Below are 18,238 nucleotides of genomic sequence, written 5' to 3'. Positions count from 1 at the left end.
ACTATTCTACCGTTACTGATTTTGCCAAATTTCTAGGTTGATCCACATTACACCCTCTAAGGATCGCTATGTGGTAGGAAAGAAGTTGCAAAGGTACTACGGCAAGAAGTGGAACTAATGGATCGGCAATATTCGGTATTTCGAATGTAAAATCAGCCATACCTTTGATCTCCGTATCACCTTCAGTTACAATCGCGATCACTTTTCCCTTTCGAGCTTTTACCTCTTGTATATTAGAGATTACCTTTTCGTAGGAACTATCCTTCGTTGCGATAAAAACAACTGGCATTTCCTCATCAATGAGGGCAATCGGCCCATGTTTCATTTCCGCGGCAGGATACCCTTCTGCATGAATATAGGAAATTTCTTTCAATTTAAGTGCGCCTTCTAAGGCAACAGGAAAATTATAACCGCGCCCTAAATAAAGGAAGTTAGTTGCCTGATAAAACGATTTTGAAATCTCCAAAATCTCATCAGCCTTGGAAAGAATTTTGGATACTTTATCAGGCACAGAATCAAGAGCATTTAGCAATTCTTGGTATTTAGAGAGCGGAATCGTTCCTTTTTTTAATCCAAGATACATCGCCATCATCGCAAGAATGGTTACTTGAGATGTAAATGCCTTGGTAGACGCGACACCTATCTCGGGACCTGCATGCAGATAGGCACCTGCATCAGCAGTTCTTGCGATAGAAGAACCTACAGCATTACATACACCAAATATCAGAGATCCTTTCGATTTTGCCAATTCTATGGCCGCCAATGTATCCGCCGTCTCACCTGACTGTGATATGGCGATAACGATATCCTTATCTCTGATTACGGGATTTCTATATCTAAACTCAGAAGCATATTCTACTTCTGTAGGTATCCTGGCTAAATCTTCAAATAAATATTCCCCTATGAGTCCTGCATGCCAAGAAGTTCCGCAACCAATTAACAACATACGTTCAGCATTAATAAACCGATTCAGATATTGATCAATTCCGCTTAGAATCAACTGGTGCTCCCTGAGAACCAAACGTCCTCGCATTGCATCTCGTATCGATTTTGGTTGTTCAAAGATTTCTTTCAGCATAAAGTGCGCGTATCCGCCCTTTTCGATATCTTCTAGATCCAATTCTAATTTTTGAATGAAGGGAGTTTTTACGATATTCTCTAGGTTTTTAACGACTAGACTACCATCTTTAATGATTGCCATTTCACGGTCATTCAAGTAAGTAACATTATTCGTATATTCGATGATAGGTGTAGCATCGGATGCTACAAAAAATTCATCTTCGCCTATACCAATAACTAAAGGAGAACCCTTTCTTGCAGCAATCAAGGTCCGTTCTTCATCTTGAGATAACACGACAATGGCATATGCACCTACGACTTCGTTTAATGCTAACCTTACTGCTTCTTCTATATTGCAATTGTTTTGAATTTTGATTTCTTCAATGAGATGGATCAAAACTTCTGTGTCCGTATCTGATAGAAATTTATGCCCGCTTTTTTCTAACTCTTTTTTCAAAGAAGCATAATTTTCAATGATGCCGTTGTGAATGATTGCTAATTTACCATCCGTGCTCGCATGTGGATGTGCATTCTTATCATTTGGCTCACCATGTGTTGCCCAACGAGTATGTCCCATGCCGAGAGTTGCATCCATGGGCTTCGATCCGATCTCATTTTCAAGATCGATCACTTTCCCTTTTTTTTTGACGATGTCAAGAGAGCCATTCAATAACGCAATGCCAGCGCTATCGTAGCCTCGATATTCAAGGCGTTTCAGACCTTTAATGATGATCGGTAATGCCTGGCGCCTACCTAAATATCCTACGATTCCACACATTTTTTTACTCTCTTCAAAGTTTCTTTAAGATCCGAAGCCGATTCTGATTCGGCTATCACTCGAAAGATTGGTTCGGTGTTAGATGGGCGAATATGGATCCATCTACTACCCTCAGAGAGCCAAAGCCCATCCTTGGTAGACATCTTTGCTTTCGAAAATTCCGATTTAAATTTTTCGTATAAGGTGGAAAGAGAAACATCCTTTGCCAATGGAAATGATTGCTTTTCCATACAAATCTCTGGCAATTCATCGACAAAATCATCGATCTTTCGATTTTCCTCTGCCATTAGGTTTAAAATATGCGCGATTCCAGAAAGCGTATCCCGCCCAAAAGAGGGGATTTTTGGATCAATGACTCCGCCGTTTCCTTCACCACCAAACACTGCTTTCTCGCTCATCATTTCAGAAACTACATTTGCCTCTCCTACTTTGGAGCGTAAGACTTTCATTCCAAATTTTTCTGCGACATGTTCGTTTAAAAAGCTTGAGGAAAGATTTACGATCACTTTGCTACCTCTTTTGGCTGATCCGAGAGCACTTCTTAAAGCTAGCGGTAATGTCAATTCTTCTGAAATTGCACCTCGCTTTGGCGTAAATAACACCAATCTGTCTGCATCAGGATCGAGTGCAAATCCAATGTCGGCCTTCGATTTCTTAAATGCTTTTTCAGAGGATACAAGTGCTGCTGGTGTCGGTTCAGGTGGGCGAGGGAAGGTACCATCTGGTTTACAATTATGTTCAATCACCGTGCAACCTAACTGCCGCAATAGACTAGGAACAACGAATGAACCCGCTCCGCCTACTGCATCCACAAACACTTTATATTTTTTCTTTCGGATTTTTGCTAGATTCACTCGAGAGAGAACAGATTTAATATGCAAATCAATATAATCTTCTCCCGACTCCACATAACTTTTCGGATGGATTAAACTTTTTGCATATTTACCATCCTTTAAGATGGAGACTAACGTTTCATTTTCCTTTGCATTAAAGAAAAAACCATCTTTCGAAATAAATTTAAAAGCGTTCCACTCCATAGGGTTATGAGAAGCAGAAATCATAATCCCACCTTTTGCTTTGGCAAGTTTTACGACTGCTTTGGTGGTAGGTGTGGGTACGAGACCTAAAGTAAGGACATTTGATCCCGTCGCAAGGAGAGATGCGATGAGCAAATGTTCAAAATAGGGGCCGCTGGGTCTGGAGTCTCTACCGATAACGACTGTTTGGCCAGCCATCATGGTTGCAAAAGATTGGGTGAAGAGTAATGCTTCTGGCAAGCCAAACCCGTTGTTTATTTTTCCCCGAACTCCCGAAATGGAGATCATCAGGTTCGATAGATCGTATTGTCTAGAGATGATCATGTAATAGAGTCCAAGTTGAAGCAAATCAGACGGAAGTCTATCTTTTTCAGATCCATTTTGTTAGGAGTATCCCCTCTGAGCAGAGGGGGTGAGATGAGATGAAAACGGATTTGGGCGATGACAGGATTGAACTGCCGACCCGCTGCTTGTAAGGCAGCTGCTCTCCCAGCTGAGCTAATCGCCCGTTCGTAATGTCATTAAAAGCAAGATGGTGTCTGCTGTCTATAATTTTCAGGGATAAAATAAAAAAGGCCACAGAAACTGTGGCCCATACAAGGAATAAAAACGATGCGTCAGAGTTATGCGGTAGCAGTCTTTCCGATCGTATTGATACGTGCTGCCATTCGAGATTTCTTACGATCAGCATTTTTCTTGTGAATGAGTTTTGTTTTCGCTGCTCTGTCCAATCTAGAAGCATATTTACCGAAAAAGCCTAAGGCTTCTTCTTTGTTTCCAGATTTGATTGCTTTCAGCAAATTACGTGCATATGTACGAATCTCAGTTTTGTCCTGAGCGTTGCGCTCTTTACGGCGCTCTGAGCGTCTGATGTCTTTTTTGGAGGATCTTAAATTAGCCAAGGAACGTCCCCTACGAGGAATTTTTACTTATCTTTTGAGTACCAGTCTGAGGGTCAAGGGGAAACATAAAAATTTCCGATCCAATTTGCGAGAATTCGGACCTTAAATCGAAGAGGTGCCCGATGTTTTACAGCCTTTTGGAAATCGACAAAGAAATAGCACAGATTTTAAATGAAAAACATCTCGACTTAGGATTTATCATAAGACTTGCCATATTAGAACTTCAATATAACGAAATTGACAAATGGGAATTTTCTTTGGAAAGAAATTCCGTATTTGAGAGAGTCCATCTCAGTAGGAAAGATTTTTTTGACTTATATCGAAAGTCACAAGAGATCGAAGTTGACCCAAACGTGCTCCTCTCATATGCTTTTATTCAGACATTATTGGATATACTCAGACTGTGAACCCAGAGAAAGGAAAACAAACTTATACCAAAATCGACTCCATTTCGGATATCGATCCAAACAAAATGTCGATTTCACAAATCAATCAGCGATTTATAGATAAAGATAACAACCGATATGCGCTAAGATTTAACAAAGAAATCCGACGCATGGAAATCATTAAACTAACTACGAACCAAAGTGTTGAGGTGGTAAAACCTGCCATTGAGGCACCGGAACGAACTCCCATACCTACAGTAAAGGAAATGCTAACACCCCAAGCCCCTCTCGCGCCTCCCACTCCTCAAAAAGTACAAGCAGAACGCAGAAAATTTCCTAGAGGGCCAAAGCCAGAAGCATCAGAGGAACCTCTTCTTGGAGGAGAAATTGAATTGGACATCATGGGTATGGATGAGTCACGCGTAACAGAAAAGCAATCCGAATCCATTTCTAATCCTGAATCGGCTATTTTTGCCAATGATAAAATTGACAGTCGCCAACCAAGCAATTTGATAGAGCATTTCATTAAAGTATTAGGTACCTATAAAGAGCGTGCGAATGCGATGATCCGAAACATCCAATCTTCTCGCATCTTCGAAGTCACGGGTGACCCTTCTGAAAACAAAAACATTGTAGGTAATTTAGCTAGAGAATTTGAAGCCCAAATTTTTGAGGCGATCGATAAAATGATCGATCTTCATAAAGAAATGACAGCCTACCCTCGTCCAATAACATATTATATTTCGAAAGCTCCTGCAGATATGCGAGAAGATATGAAATCAATTGAATCGGATCGTGAAAAATTGGATAAACTTCACCTTTATGAAATGCAACGTCATACGTCTGCTATCATCATTGATATGAAAAAATTGAGTTTGCAACTTATGAATATCATGAATTTGAAAACAGATTCCCAAGTCAAACAACTCCAATATCCCAACCAATTGATGTTTGTTGATGCAAAAAATGCCTCACTCTATTTCTCTCAAGACCTTGATAAAACAATGCTGGAAGTCGATACCTGGAAAAATCAAAAATGAGCAAAGAATTATCTGAATATGAAATCAAAACACTATTAGAAAAGATAAGAAGCGAATACCAAGAACATGGTAAGTTAAATCCAAAAGTATTTGATCAAACAAGTTTCGAAACAAGATACTTACAAGTTTTGAGACTTAGAGGAAATCTAAGCAAGTTTCTTTCAGAAGAGATAGCCTTTCTTGAACAATTAAAAGGAAAGATACAAAATTTAGCTGCGAAAAAAGAAGCAGCTAAAGCTAGCACACTTAACCGAATCATGGATGAGTCCATGGAAAAGCTTGAGAAATATCAGAAAATTGATTTTCATCCTGTCGCCAAACTAGAGTTACGCTATTTTTATGGTGCCATGGTACAATTTGCCGATACAGAATTGCCAGTGTTATTGAATATATTCAAAGGAACTCCCGAATATTCTTTTTTACAAGATAGCGTCTTAGTTCTTGAGCGGATCGGTATCTCGAGACGAGGAATGCCGTCACTTAAGATACAAGAAGTTACAAAAAGTCTGCTCGATGCGAATGGCAATCCTATACTTATCGAAAAAGTTTCGCAGGCACTCCTCCGGGACGGCTGCATCGCTTTAAAAAATGTTTCGCAATCCATTCAAGATTTGACTGCTAAAAATCGCATCAATCCAGACTTAATGGTACAAGTATCTGACAGGGAATATCCGAAAGCTCACGTGGTTTATGGTGGTAAAAGATTCGGAAGGTCTCTGGAAATGATCTCTGAACGATGCAAGGAAATCATACAAGATTTTCGTATGAATTCGTTGCTAGGTATGGAGAGTTAATATTTTCTTACGAATATGAAACCTATTTTCCTCGGTGTTGCCGATACGATCGAATCAGAATTTGACCAAGATTCATACAAACAGGCAAGCACGATGGAAAAATATTTTAAATTATTATTCCGATCCGTCGACAAACTCTGTACCTTTTTGGGTACAGATAGAAATCGTTTAGCTCCCTTTTTGACAGACTTTGTATCGATAGATTCACTTTCCTTAGGCCGAACGGGTTACGGACATGCCGTTCGGGATGCGAACGATTTAGGATTCACGGGTATATCCTGCCATATGGTCGACCTGGGCGGGGCAAGTGTCGGGGGTGCTCTTCATCAAGCATACTCAATCGTAACGAGCAATCCCAACGCCGTTGTTTTAGTCGCCGCGGCAGATGTTCCAAAATCCGTTTTTAAACAAGTATCTGATCTTAAACGTTTAACTGAAACCGTATGCCACAAAGATTTTGAAATCAATTATGGTGCAACGCTCATCGCCTTATATGCATTACTTGCCGAGCGGCAGATGAGTGAATCTGGCGTTACGACAAATGACCATATCGATATTGCCAAACATTTTCGAAGCAATGCAGTAGGTAACCCCAGGGCATTTCAATACCAAAAAGAATTAACGGATAAACAGCTACATCGTCCTCTGGCGGGTCCATATTCCACACCGATGATCGCTATCGTCACCGACCATGCATTTGCTACACTTGTGACGACTGTCGAAAAAAAACAAGAGCTGATCGATAAGGGCATCCTCAGAAAGGATGCTCAGCATATTTTCATGACAGGCGCAAGTCATGCAGTTCATGCAGAATATTTTTATCAAAAAAAAGGCATGGGCAGTCCCGCGGCAATCGCATGCGAAAAGGCTTTCAGTCTTTCCGGATTTGCCAGGGAAGAAGTCGAGTATGCCTGGATCTATGATTGTTTTACAGGAATGATCATCCAGCAAGCAAGCTTGTATTTCGGTGTCTCACCCCGACTCGTTGCCGATTCTTTAAAAACAGGTCATATCAGCAATGGTAAAAATGATATCCCTATCAACTGCGGTGGCGGAATTTTAAACTATCAGGCCGCCATGTCTCTGTCAGGCGTAACCGGTCTGATTGACGTAGCCAGCCAATACCAACTAGCCGTTGATCCCATTCCAAAAATTTTAAAATCTAAGCCACGAGTAAGCCTACTTGGCGGAAATGGAGGAATCGATAGCATCAATTCCGTTGTCATTTTTTCGACTGAAGAGAGTTCAAAGCCGATTCGCATCCCTCAATTCCCACGGCCGATTCAAGTGAATGAAGTGGATGCAAAGGCTGGGGATGTTTGTGAAATCCTATCAGCGACAACTGTACATTTCAATCCAGGTGGTGAAAAAAAGCCTCCCTATGTTTTATGTGCACTACAAACAGAAAGAGGAAGCATGTGTGTTACGAATCTATTCACCTCTGACGAAAATGAAATCGAAACAACTGATGGATTGGATTTTCGCAAAACAAAGGTTCAGTTAAAAATGATCGATGGAAAATTACAAGCGATCTTAAAATAAAAGATTTTACGAAAGTCGAATATTTAAGTAACTTAAAACTGATTCAAAAATCGTAAATTTCCAGATTGGAAATAGCGGATATCATTGATACCATACCGCATCATCACGAGACGATCAAGTCCCAGACCAAAGGCAAAGCCTGTCCATTTTTTTGGATCGTGCCCCGCGTGACTGAGGACATTGGGATGAATGAGTCCACAAGGAAGTAACTCCAACCAACCTGATTGTTTGCATACCGAACATCCCTTACCTTCACAAACAAGACACTGGATATCAAGTTCAAAACCCGGTTCCACAAAGGGGAAATATCCCGGACGGAGTCGGGTTTTTACACTGGTTCGAAAAACACTAGAAAGAAGAGTTTCCATCGTATAAATTAAGTTAGCAATAGAAATATTTTCACCGACCACCATTCCTTCTACTTGGTAGAAGGTGTTTTCATGAGAGGCATCGACTTCTTCATAACGAAAGACACGCCCAGGTGCAATGATGCGAAATGGTGGTTTTAGGTTACGAAGTGCACGGACTTGGATCGCTGATGTATGCGTGCGAAGCAGGTTTCCATCTGTCGTATAAAACGTATCCTGCATATCGCGAGCAGGATGATCCTCTGTAAAATTCAATGCCGCAAAATTATTTTCATCCGTCTCGACTTCGGGACCATCCATCACAGAAAAACCCATGGAAGTAAAAATATCTTCAATTTCGTATTGAATTTGAGTGATCGGATGTAAGGTACCTCTTTCATTGCCATTTACTGGCCTAAGTGCATCAATAAACTCTTCTTTCAGTTTGATTTGATAGAATTCTTCTTTTAAAGCTGCTCGGCGATTTTCTAAAAAGGATTCGATACGAACTTGCGCTTCATTGGCAACTTTACCGATGGTTTTCTTTTCTTCGACAGATAGGGCGGCGAGTCCTTTTAATACCTGTGTTAGCTTTCCTTTTTTTCCAACAAACAAATTCTTGGATGCATCCAATTCCTCTTCGGAATTACATTTTGATAGTGAAGATTCTGCTTCAAGGATTAGGGAATTGATTTCTTCGAGTAAGCTCATTTTTGCTCTCTTTCTATAACAAGTTTTTTTAACTCAGGGTAGATTCCACCAAATGCACCATTCGACATGGCAAGTATGATGATCTTGTGTTTGTTAAATTTATAAATTTCTTTTTGTAAAATGTGCAGAATGTCTTTTGGTTCTTTGCAATATATGGCTGTTTTTTTTGAATGTTTGGCAGTGTCTTTGATGAGTCGTTTTACATTCAATCGATCTTTAGCCGAAACTTTATTTACTTGGAACACTTCTGTTATGAGCGTTAAGTCGGAGCCTTTGAAAGCTTTTGCAAAATCATCTTGAAACACATTTCTATGAGAAGTCGCACTTCTTGGTTCAAAGAGAGAGATGATTTTGTAACCAGGATAGGCCTCCTTATGAGCCTTAATCGTTTCATGGATCGCTACTGGGTGATGGGCAAAATCTTCTACCAACAAACTATTTTCAGTCTTTGCTAAAATTTCCTGCCGTCTTTTGACTCCAGGAAAACGTAAAAAAGCTTCTAGAATTTGTTTTCGTTTGTCAGGCGCGATCTCCAAACAAACACGTACGGCAGCTTCCGCATTGCGATAATTATGCGCCCCAATCAAAGAAGGTCTTAATGTTTGTTTTGCTTGTATGTCTTTTAAAATGCCTTTTTTATAGCTAAAAACCGAGCCCTTCTCGCCAAGTTCAAAAAGTCCCACTGGTGCATGCTTAAAATTTTCTAATATCGTATTTAGATTCTTGGATCCTTTCCAAGACAAAACTTTCCCTTTACTTGGGACTAAGTTAAGCAATCGTTTAAACATCACTTTAATCGCGTCTAAATTTGCAAAAATATCTGCATGATCAAAATCGAGTGCGTTTAACACAAGGTAGTAGGGGCGGTAATGGAGAAATTTTGAACTCTTATCGAAAAAAGCGCTATCGTATTCATCACCTTCTATGACAAAATAATCTCCCCTTCCTAAAGAAAAACCAGCATGACCATCGGCACGAATTCCACCGACAAACAAACCCGGCTCAAGACCAATCTCTGAAAGCAAATAATGTGTAAGAAATGTAGTCGTTGTTTTTCCATGTGTCCCTGCAATTACAATGGGCTTTTTACCTTTAAGAAAAAAATGACCGATGGCCTCAGCCATACTCATATATTCCTTTCCAGAATTAAGAACGGCTTCCACTTCTGGATTTCCACGAGAGATCGCATTTCCTATGATTACGAGATCCGCTTCTTTTACATTATCTGCATGATAACCTGATTTAGGTGATAGACCCCATTCTACTAATTTATCAGACATGGGAGGGTATAAATTTTGATCCGAGCCTGAGACTTCATGCCCAAGTTCTTTTAACATGTAAGCCAAATTGCCCATGGCAATACCGCCAATACCAACTAAAAAAATCTTCAATTGAGAGCCGTCCTGATTACATGATAAAACGCCAGAGGAATGGTTATTAGAACTAAAAAGAAGAGAATGACCCTCATCAGGAAAAAGAAAAATTCAAGAGAGGTCCATGCATGGTGAATGGATAAATACAAATATGCTAATTGCAAGGAATACAAAAAGCCAAGACCTAGGATTAACAAGGGAAAGGGAGGCGGTAAAATCCAAAAAACTGCGCTAGAAGTAAAAGGTAAAAAGGAAAGTATAAAAACGTGAGGTTCTGGTCCCGACCAATCTTTGGATTTATCGCGCATTTGGTGATACATCCGAAAACTATCAGTTAATCTAAGTAAGGCGTATATTAGAAGATAAAATGTAATAAGGGGAATGATTCCTTGAGTAAGACTTAAGGTCGTTTCCTCATCTATTGTGGTCACTTTGAATATGAAGATTTGGATTATATTGCCAAAAAACTTCATTAGCCCGCCAATTAAAGCGAGATTCAAATGGATGAGAAACAAGTCTCTTCCGCCCAAATCTGATTTCTGGAAGTAAGACTCAAAGGCCGACGTTGGCGAGAAAAAGATGTCTCTTAGAAGTTGCCGTCTGGCATTGTATAGATCTGTTTTTTGCACCTTATTGGATTTTCTGATTGGGACGTTCGTAGCGGGAAGCACTTTTCACGCGAAGTGCGCTTTGGAGAAAATTTTGGAAAGATTCTTCATTTACAAAGCTCATACTCTCTGATAAATAGGGCGATATTTCCCTCAGAACAGGTCTATAGGTTTTGCCCTTCCATTCTACTCGTGGATAAATCGAAAGTTTCCATTCCTGGGAATCAGAATGCGCGACCGAAACCGTAAACTCAGGAGTCGCCCCTTTCCATTTTTTAACTTCGGAAAAACCTGGACCCTCCACATCGTCTGGGTACAAATCAGCGCGTAAGGCTTTCAATTTTATCTCCCAATCATTTCCAATATCTGGAGGGAGAACGATTCGTTCTCCAGTAGGTCGACTCCATTGGTTTACGTAGGATTCATATTGATTTTTTTTTGCAAAATTTTCAGCAATAATTCTCAGACCTTGTCCTGTGAGCTCAATTCTCTTAATATAACCACCGTTATAGGTAAAAAATTGTCTTTCACGTAATCCAACAAGACTCCCTCGAAACTTCTCTAATAAATAAGCATAAGGTGAGATTAACTGCATTGATTCGCGAGCAAGGATTCTAGCGGAATCAGACTCTACTTTTTTCCCAAAATAAAGTGTCTTATTAGATTTAGTTTCTGACACAAGAGGTGAATCAAGACTTAAGATAAATTTCGGTGCATCATCTAACAAACAATATTTACTAAATTCTTCTTCCTTGGCGGTATCTATAAACTTAGTTTTTAAGACACTTAAATCTGAGAATGTATTCTTAATATTGTAATTGCCTTCGTAGGTAACGATTTCCTTGGTCATTTCATCTATAGAGGAGATAGAAAATATAGGAGCTTTTTTCCAACCTCTATCATAAAGTCTCATCTCTATTTCCGTCGAGATAAAGGCAGGTTCGCCCACTCCGCACCATTCCTTTTTAGGTGGTTGGAAATGAATCGATTTCCAATTTTCTTTCCAGAAATTTAACTCGGATTGGTTCTCAAGCTTCTCTTCTTGGAAAAAGAATACTACGAGTAAAAAAATTAAGGTGAAGATTAAATATAAGAAACGTTTGTTCATACTTCTATAGATGCTTTTTTTCTTCTTGAACTAACATAGTAAGCACCCAGTCCAAAGATGAATCCTGGATAGAGAAAGACTCCGATCGCCCAGACGATGAGCTTCTGACTGTCAGATAGATTCACAGTTGTGGCTTCTTCCTTCTTTTTCGGAATCTCGGAAATGGCCTCGTCTAAAAAGAGTCCTGTTACAAGGGAATTTGAGTAAGCCACATTGATCGTATAAGAAATAAACTGATCCGTAATCCAGGACGTCCCTGCATGAATCACAACTCTTCCTGTTTTATCTCCAGTAAGTGATAGGGGAGTGAGAATGGCACTTAAGATTCGATTCTCTTTTTTCTCATCTGCATCCAATTTTGAATTTTTATTTAGATCGGCATAAACATCAAATCCCGTCTCGAGAATGTTTTCCGATTTAAACAAAAATGGATTGGTTCCCGCGGACACTGTCACAAAATACCCGCTATACGGGAACAAGACTCCCAGATCTTTTTTGGGAATCAGTTCTGTGATTTTATGATCAGGCATTCTTTTCGCGACAATAACCCCTGGTTTTTCTGAAACTTCTACGAGTGCTTCGTTTTTCATCTCAAGCCCAGACGCGGAAAGTAACCAAGAAAAATCTTCTCTGCCACGAGGGTCTATGGTTACAAAAAGTTTTCCATTTTTTTCAAGTACGTATTTCTTAATTTCGGCACGTGCTTCCTCCGAAAAGGGTACGGTCGCGCCTATGATTGCCACCATATCTGCATCTGTTGGAAAGGCAGAAGGCCAGCCTTGTGCGAAACCCCACTCACCCGCTTTAAAATTCAAAAATTGGAGGTTACTCGTAAAGCGATTGATTTGTTCATTCGGGAGAGATTTGAACCCGACGCCAAATCTTTCCCCATTCGATGTCGTAAAATATACCTTCTTCTGCTCCGTCGCTACAGTAAAAAGAGCAGAGATCAATTTACGTTCCATCTCCTCCAGATCAGCCACATCTTTCACGAAAATTTTTTCTTCAGCAAAAGGGATGTCACCGACAACAGATTCTTTTTTCGCTCGAATCACGATGCTTCCATTGGCAGCCTGGGGAAAATCTTTGAGAAGATCTGTCTCTACGTCTGCATTGATAAATTGTGTCGAAATCATTGCATTTTCAGCGCGGATTTGATCCAAAATGATTTCTACATCTGGACGAATCCGTGTTAACGTAAAAGAATTTGAGGGACCATCGGCCTCCAAAGGCCTTGGATAAAAAGCAGTAATGGAAGTTTCTTTTTTGATTTGTTTTAATAGAGTTCTTGCCGTTTGAGACAAGGAATATTTTCCCTTTGCACTTAAATCAAAATTATAATTTCTTTTGATGGCAAAATAATTAATAGCAACAAGCACCGGAAGCAATAATAAAAATCCAAGAAGAGCATTTTGTAACAACGAGCTCTTTGACTTAGATAGGTTGCTCTGCGCTTCGAGTGATGCTCGACCAACTTCGAGTAACACCACCTGCAATAGAAACGAAAAAGCAAATATGACGACAAGGAGTAGCAAGAACTCTCTTACCTTCGGAATGGCACTTGCCTCTGCATTGATCCCAGCAACATTCGATATATCCAGATAATCACGAAGAAGAGATAAGAAAAAGGAGGAAAGACCCAATCCTGTTCCTATATATCGGTTCTGATCCTCAGACCGTATACCGTAAGAGATGATCCGATAAATGACATCGGAAAGAATAAAGAGCGCAATGATGCCTAACCATAGCCACCTCTTAGCAGGATCGGTGACCATTCCATCGATTAAAAAAAATAGATATAAGGAAAGAACACTTAAAAACGGAAACACTCTATCTAATGGAATCATGATCGAACTACCCCCTCCATCTTCTCGATTCGAGAACCTTTACAGTCAGATATAGAAAAAGGAAAGTGCCACTTATAAAGAATATAATGCCCGTAAGCGGAAGCACGCCTTTAGAAAAACTGATAAAATGCGAAAAAATATGCAAATGAAACAATACCTTTCGCGTCGTTGATTGGAATAGATGAGAAAAGTATCCGACAACCCAAAGAGTCAAAATGATGACCACAGAAATTAAAAGAGAAATCATTTGGCTCTTCGCTAGACTTGACGCAAATAGTCCCACTGTATAAGTAAATGTTCCTAATAAAAACACCCCTATCATTCCAGAAATTACGATATATAAAGGTGCTTGCCAATAAGAATACAAAAGAATCGGAAATAGTCCATTGATAAAAACTGTGATGATCGCACATATTGTCACACCAAACAAAAATTTACCGATGACAATATCTACATCTGTAATGGGACTCGTAAAGAGAAGCTCAAGTGTACCTTTATTCTTTTCTTCCACAATGGAACCCATAGAAATAATGATCATAGCAATGAGAATCGTCGTCATAAACGAGACAAATGTAACCACCGTCGCCTCCTCATAGTTTGCTCTTCCGTTAAAATTTAAAATCATAATGAAGAGAGCATTTAGGAAGGCAGTGCCTCCTAAAACAAGAGGTCCCATATAGGTTCCAAAGAATAATTTTAATTCTTTTTTATAAATCCAGAGGGATGTTTGAAAATTCATATCTTCTCCAAAAAGATTTGTTCTAGAGATACTTCCTGTTTGCGAATCGATTCGATTTGTATGCCCGAAACATTGGCTTGACTAAAAAGTTTTTCTTTAAACGATTTTGGGTCTTTGCTATTCACTAGAAAAAGCTGTTCTTCGGAACTTCCACTGATAAACTGTAGTTTATCATCTGCTGCCAAAAAAGTTTTTAAAAAAATCTCTAAATTCTCTTTTGTGCCTCCTGAAAGCCCGATCTCCAATCCCGCAAGTCTTGACATTTCTTCATCTAACTTAGAAAAGCTGAGCTCCTGTCTAAGGGCACCCTTATGTAAAAATAAAAACTTATCACAAGTTTTATAAATTTCACTTAAGATATGGCTGGATATGAGTACTGTATGTTCTCCTGCTAAACTTCGTATGAGATTTCGAATTTCTACAATTTGTTTTGGATCGAGACCTGAGATTGGTTCGTCCATGATGACAACTTCTGGATTGCCAAGGATCGCCTGCGCTATGCCCACTCGCTTTCTGTAACCAAGAGAGAGCGTAGAGATCAGGCGGTCCCGAACATCCACGATATTTGTTTTGTTTAATACTTTTTCTATTTCTGCGGGCAGTTCTGTTTCAGATATTTGTTTCAATCTTCCCACAAATTGTAGATAATCAAAAACCGCAAAATCTTCGTAAAGCGGAGGCGATTCGGGCAGGTATCCGATTTTCTTCTTCGCCTCGAGTGGATAATCAAAAATTGATTTTCCATCAATCAAGGCATCACCGGCACTTGGAATCAGGAATCCAGCCAAAATTCGAATGGTTGTGGTCTTTCCCGCACCGTTCAGGCCGAGAAGCCCAACGACTTCCCCCTTCTCTAGCTTAAAATTCAGACCAGAAATGGCCCGTTTTTCCCCATAAAATTTAGATAAATTGCTGACTTGGATCATAACTGTAGATTTAATTTAGATATATTTGGACTTATGTACGAAGAATTAGAAAAAATCAAAGGCTTTTTCAAGGATGAGCCCAGCTTTTTTGCCGCAAAGCAACTTCTTTTTGAATCCGAAGGAAAATTGCCTAAATTGATATTATACCGCATCATTGATTCGTTACGTGATGCTGTTTTCATTATCAATCAAGAGTGGAAATATGAATATCTGAATGCCAAAGCAGAAGATATCACTCGTAGCCGAAACGGAGAATTGATTGGAAAGCATGTCTGGCAAGTTTATCCCGAGATTAAGGATTCCAAGCTTGGTATCGCCATGCAATCGGCCCTTGCAGAAAATAGAACAATCAAAATCGATCAGTTTAACTATGGAGATGGAAGATGGTTTGAGATGATGCTCATTCCATTTAGTTCCTATCTAATTGCACTTTCCTCGGAAATCACAAACCTGAAACAGGTAGAATTTGGTTATGATAATATTATAATAAAAAATAGAGCCATACTTACCGCCATACCCGATGCACTTTACAGAATCCATATAAGTGGAAATGTAATCAATTACAAAGAATATCCAGATTTTTCGGATTGGGAGGATCATTCAGGAGTTCAATTTTTAAGACTCAATGAAATTTTCCCAGGTAATCGGATAGAATCTATCGAAAAAATGAGACAGGAAGTTTTGGAAAAGGATTCTGTCGCAACTCAGGAATATTCTGTTGATGATTATGATGGTGAAAAATTTTATGAGATCCGTCTGACAAAAAGTGGAAACAATGAAGTTCTCGCCATTGTCAGAAATATAACGATTAGAAAGAAGGCGGAACGATTAAAAAACGAATTCATAAGCTTAGTCAGTCATGAGCTCAGGACTCCACTGACATCGATTAAAGGTGCCATCGAACTTCTTATAGGTGGAGTGGCAGGAGAGATCAATAGCCAGGCAAAATCTTTGCTAAATATCTGCAGAAAGAATACACTCAGGTTGGTTCGGTTCGTGAGTGACTTACTAGATATCGAATCCTTGGACTCTGGGAATATCAATTTTTCATATCAAAATCATCAGCTCGGAGAACTTGTACTCAGTGCAGTAGAAGGTATGAGAACTTTTGCCGAACAATTTCACGTTGTATTACAATACGAAAAACCTGAAAGTGAAATTTTCGTCTTCGTTGATGACGATAGACTCAATCACTGCATCGGAAATTTAATTTCCAATGCAGTAAAATATACTCCCAAGTATTCCTCAATTCTAGTTAAGATCGGGGAGAATGAGTCGATGGCATTCTTGACGGTTCAGGATTTTGGACCTGGCATCGATCCGGAGTTTCAACCCAGACTCTTTCATAGGTTTGCACAAGGTGTTCCACCTAAGGATAAGTTGGTGGGAGGTTCTGGACTTGGACTTGCGATTACAAAAGCATTTGTCGAGGCCATGCTTGGAAAAATATCTTATTCAACATCTACGGAAGGAACAACATTTATGATAGAACTTCCAAAAGTAAAAGTGCATGCACATTCGATAAACAACCAGTAGCCTCTTTATGAAAAAATTAAAATCCATCCTTATTATCGAAGATGAGGAAGACATCACCGAAATTTTAAAAATAGCCATTGAGCATAGTTCCGATATCTTACTATCGTTCGCCACCAATGGCCAGGACGGTCTCACAAAGGCAAATATCGAAAAACCAGATTTGATTCTATTAGATGTACTTATGCCTGGCATGAGTGGACTTGAGCTGATGGATGAGTTGAATAAAAATGAGATATTGAAACAGATTCCGGTTATATTCATTACCTCGAGAGTTCAAAGAAGCGAGATCCAAGAGTATAAAAAAAGAGGCGCGATCGGCTTGATTGAAAAACCGTTCGCACCTCTCGAAATCGTAACACGCATCCATCTTCTCCTGGAAGAAAATGAACAGTTAAAAAAACTTAATCCTTAAAATCTTTTAAAATTTCGTCTTGTCTACCAAGTAAGTGGATTGTGAGCCTTGGCCCAACTTCCTGCACTATACGCGAGGCTACATAGTTTCCCCATCTGGCAGATTTCGCATTCGAATATCCATGAGTTAAGCCATAAAGCGTACCAGCAGCAAACGCATCACCAGCACCTGTCGTATCGATTGGTTTCACAGGGAAACCAGGAACAAGCGTTACCTTTCCATTTTCGCAAACATAGGCCCCATCTTTTCCCGCGGTCATAAAAACTAAACCGGCAAGACTTCCGATGAAGGCGACTGCTTCCTTAGGATCGGTCTTTCCGCTTAGCGCCAATCCTTCCTCAGTATTGCAGAAAACAACATCTACATATTCTTTTGTTAGGCGGATAAACTCTTCTCGAGATCGATTCACACAGAACGGGTCACTATAGGTAAATGCCACTTTTACTCCATTTTTTTTGGCTTCAGACATGGAGAGTTCACTCGCCTTTTTTGTCGAATCTCCATCCCAAAGGTAGCCTTCCACATAAACATATGCTGATAATTTCAATCTTTCTAAATCAATATCCTCTGGACCAAGAGAAGTTGAAATACCTAAGGAGGTAAGCATCGTTCTTTCCGCATCTGGTGTTGTAAGTACGACGCAAGTTCCTGTGTGACCTGCCTTGTCTGGTTTTGTCTCAAAAAAGACGCCTGCATCTTCCATATCTTTTTTATAAAATTCCCCATAGGTATCATGGGTGACTTTGCCTGTATAAGCGCATGTACCTCCGGAATTTGCGATCGCAATCATCGTGTTAGCTGCACTGCCACCCGAACGTAATTCTTTTTTTATATCGTGTAAGTCTGCAAGAATCTCACCTTGCCTAGTTTCATCCACAAGGGTCATGACTCCCTTGCTTATTTTCTGTTTTTCTAAAAACTTCGGATCGATAAACGCGATAATATCTACGAGGGCATTGCCTACACCAAAAACATCATATTTCTTCATAGAAACAAATCTTTGAAATTCCACTTCAAAGTCCGCTTTTTTTCTTAACCTTTGGATAATAATTTTACCACTAAAAATTGACATTCCTCTAGGCTAAAGGGAGAG

17 protein-coding genes and 1 tRNA gene are annotated in these 18,238 nt (G+C 39.7%); 6 read left to right on the top strand and 12 right to left on the bottom strand.

Annotated elements, in window-relative coordinates:
- Window position 1: 1 nt before the first annotated feature.
- From glmS to rpsT, 4 genes are all read right to left on the bottom strand, one after another.
- A complete protein-coding gene (glmS, locus tag EHQ58_RS09440) occupies window positions 2-1,837 on the bottom strand; it encodes a glutamine--fructose-6-phosphate transaminase (isomerizing) (protein ID WP_135623652.1) in 1,836 nt (611 codons plus the stop codon).
- Entirely contained in the window at window positions 1,822-3,198 is a 1,377-nt protein-coding gene (gene glmM / locus EHQ58_RS09435; RefSeq protein WP_135623651.1) for a phosphoglucosamine mutase, read from the bottom strand. The genes glmS and glmM overlap by 16 nt, the downstream gene beginning before the upstream one ends.
- Before the next feature lie 111 nt (window positions 3,199-3,309).
- A tRNA-Val gene (locus EHQ58_RS09430) sits at window positions 3,310-3,382 on the bottom strand.
- A gap of 115 nt (window positions 3,383-3,497) precedes the next feature.
- Window positions 3,498-3,776, bottom strand: coding sequence for a 30S ribosomal protein S20 (rpsT, locus tag EHQ58_RS09425; protein ID WP_135623650.1), 279 nt, complete (start codon window positions 3,774-3,776; stop codon window positions 3,498-3,500).
- 122 nt (window positions 3,777-3,898) lie between these two features.
- Between rpsT and EHQ58_RS09420 the strand changes: the two genes are divergently transcribed.
- Genes EHQ58_RS09420 through EHQ58_RS09405 form a run of 4 tightly spaced genes read left to right on the top strand, consistent with a single transcriptional unit; the run spans window position 3,899 to window position 7,538 of the window.
- Window positions 3,899-4,183, top strand: coding sequence for a hypothetical protein (locus EHQ58_RS09420; RefSeq protein WP_135623649.1), 285 nt, complete (start codon window positions 3,899-3,901; stop codon window positions 4,181-4,183).
- Window positions 4,180-5,202 (top strand): LIC_10450 family protein, encoded by a 1,023-nt coding sequence (locus EHQ58_RS09415; RefSeq protein ID WP_135623648.1) that lies wholly within the window; start codon window positions 4,180-4,182, stop codon window positions 5,200-5,202. The genes EHQ58_RS09420 and EHQ58_RS09415 overlap by 4 nt, the downstream gene beginning before the upstream one ends.
- Window positions 5,199-5,996, top strand: coding sequence for a hypothetical protein (locus EHQ58_RS09410; RefSeq protein ID WP_135623647.1), 798 nt, complete (start codon window positions 5,199-5,201; stop codon window positions 5,994-5,996). Before EHQ58_RS09415 ends, EHQ58_RS09410 begins: the two co-directional genes overlap by 4 nt.
- A 15-nt stretch (window positions 5,997-6,011) precedes the next feature.
- Window positions 6,012-7,538 carry a thiolase C-terminal domain-containing protein gene (locus EHQ58_RS09405; protein WP_135623646.1) on the top strand — a complete coding sequence of 509 codons (1,527 nt, stop codon included), beginning with the start codon at window positions 6,012-6,014 and terminating at the stop codon, window positions 7,536-7,538.
- Between the two features lie 32 nt (window positions 7,539-7,570).
- On the opposite strand, the gene pheS is transcribed toward EHQ58_RS09405, so the two are convergent.
- The 7 genes from pheS to EHQ58_RS09370 all read right to left on the bottom strand — a co-directional run bounded on the left by pheS (window position 7,571) and on the right by EHQ58_RS09370 (window position 15,197).
- Window positions 7,571-8,596, bottom strand: a complete 1,026-nt coding sequence (gene pheS, locus EHQ58_RS09400; protein WP_135623645.1) for a phenylalanine--tRNA ligase subunit alpha — start codon at window positions 8,594-8,596, stop codon at window positions 7,571-7,573.
- Complete coding sequence (locus EHQ58_RS09395; protein ID WP_135623644.1) at window positions 8,593-9,987, bottom strand: UDP-N-acetylmuramate--L-alanine ligase; 1,395 nt, start codon at window positions 9,985-9,987, stop codon at window positions 8,593-8,595. The genes pheS and EHQ58_RS09395 overlap by 4 nt, the downstream gene beginning before the upstream one ends.
- A complete protein-coding gene (locus EHQ58_RS18925; RefSeq protein WP_246047279.1) occupies window positions 9,984-10,277 on the bottom strand; it encodes a hypothetical protein in 294 nt (97 codons plus the stop codon). The genes EHQ58_RS09395 and EHQ58_RS18925 overlap by 4 nt, the downstream gene beginning before the upstream one ends.
- A 322-nt stretch (window positions 10,278-10,599) precedes the next feature.
- The gene (locus EHQ58_RS09385) at window positions 10,600-11,685 is read right to left on the bottom strand and encodes a hypothetical protein (protein ID WP_135623642.1); all 1,086 of its coding nucleotides are present in this window, start codon (window positions 11,683-11,685) and stop codon (window positions 10,600-10,602) included.
- Window positions 11,682-13,532: a motility-associated ABC transporter substrate-binding family protein gene (locus EHQ58_RS09380; protein WP_246047277.1), complete on the bottom strand. Its 1,851-nt coding sequence runs from the start codon at window positions 13,530-13,532 to the stop codon at window positions 11,682-11,684. The genes EHQ58_RS09385 and EHQ58_RS09380 overlap by 4 nt, the downstream gene beginning before the upstream one ends.
- Before the next feature lie 7 nt (window positions 13,533-13,539).
- A complete protein-coding gene (locus tag EHQ58_RS09375) occupies window positions 13,540-14,271 on the bottom strand; it encodes an ABC transporter permease (RefSeq protein ID WP_135623640.1) in 732 nt (243 codons plus the stop codon).
- Window positions 14,268-15,197, bottom strand: coding sequence for an ABC transporter ATP-binding protein (locus EHQ58_RS09370; RefSeq protein ID WP_135623639.1), 930 nt, complete (start codon window positions 15,195-15,197; stop codon window positions 14,268-14,270). The genes EHQ58_RS09375 and EHQ58_RS09370 overlap by 4 nt, the downstream gene beginning before the upstream one ends.
- On the opposite strand from EHQ58_RS09370, the gene EHQ58_RS09365 reads away from it, so the two are divergent.
- Window positions 15,189-16,733: a PAS domain-containing sensor histidine kinase gene (locus tag EHQ58_RS09365; protein ID WP_246047275.1), complete on the top strand. Its 1,545-nt coding sequence runs from the start codon at window positions 15,189-15,191 to the stop codon at window positions 16,731-16,733. The genes EHQ58_RS09370 and EHQ58_RS09365 overlap by 9 nt on opposite strands.
- A gap of 7 nt (window positions 16,734-16,740) precedes the next feature.
- Window positions 16,741-17,145, top strand: a complete 405-nt coding sequence (locus EHQ58_RS09360; RefSeq protein ID WP_135623638.1) for a response regulator — start codon at window positions 16,741-16,743, stop codon at window positions 17,143-17,145.
- Here the strand turns inward: EHQ58_RS09360 and EHQ58_RS09355 are convergent.
- Complete coding sequence (locus tag EHQ58_RS09355) at window positions 17,135-18,133, bottom strand: adenosine kinase (RefSeq protein WP_135623751.1); 999 nt, start codon at window positions 18,131-18,133, stop codon at window positions 17,135-17,137. The genes EHQ58_RS09360 and EHQ58_RS09355 overlap by 11 nt on opposite strands.
- Between the last annotated feature and the right edge of the window lie 105 nt (window positions 18,134-18,238).

This window comes from Leptospira ognonensis, assembly GCF_004770745.1.
GTDB classification, from domain to species: domain Bacteria; phylum Spirochaetota; class Leptospiria; order Leptospirales; family Leptospiraceae; genus Leptospira_A; species Leptospira_A ognonensis.
The sequence above is the reverse complement of the archived record's forward strand: the minus strand, read 5'-3'. Positions and strand labels throughout refer to the sequence as shown.